Origin of the sequence: Meridianimarinicoccus marinus, from assembly GCF_040689105.1 — a bacterium.
In the GTDB taxonomy this organism is placed as follows: Bacteria; Pseudomonadota; Alphaproteobacteria; order Rhodobacterales; family Rhodobacteraceae; genus Meridianimarinicoccus; species Meridianimarinicoccus marinus.
In genome coordinates, this window is record NZ_JBFBVU010000098.1 from 1 (window position 1) to 420 (window position 420).

Annotated in this window: 1 pseudogene; it reads right to left on the reverse strand. The window is 62.4% G+C overall.

Features of this window, described 5'->3' with window-relative positions:
- A pseudogene (locus AB0T83_RS20345) lies at positions 1-140 on the reverse strand (transposase); the annotation flags it as partial.
- Between the last annotated feature and the right edge of the window lie 280 nt (positions 141-420).

Consider the following 420-nt stretch of genomic DNA (forward strand, 5'->3'; position numbering starts at 1 on the left):
TCTCCCGACGGCTCGAGGGGTGGCGTCAGCCCCAGGATCGGCCCCACGGCGCGGGAACTTCGAAAGCGCGCCGGGATGTCGATCGTGCTGACAAAGGCCAGCGACGTCACTGGTCCAACACCCGGGACTGTCATCAGGCGCATGACCACGGCGTCTCCCTATCACGATATCCGGAACCTTGCCGTGCAACCGGGCAAAGCCCTTTTGCAACTTGCGTCTTGTATCGGGCACAACCCTGATCCCCGCCGCCAACTCCGGAAGACTCGCGACCAGGTCCCAAACCCGGCTTTCGAACCTTCCGCGTCCAACTTCCATGCCAGAATTGCGCGGCAAGCCTCGAGTATCGTTTCGACAGCGATCACCATTTCCTGCAGAAGCATTCGGGCGCGCAACAAGGCACGCCGCTGCTGGCTTTCGAGG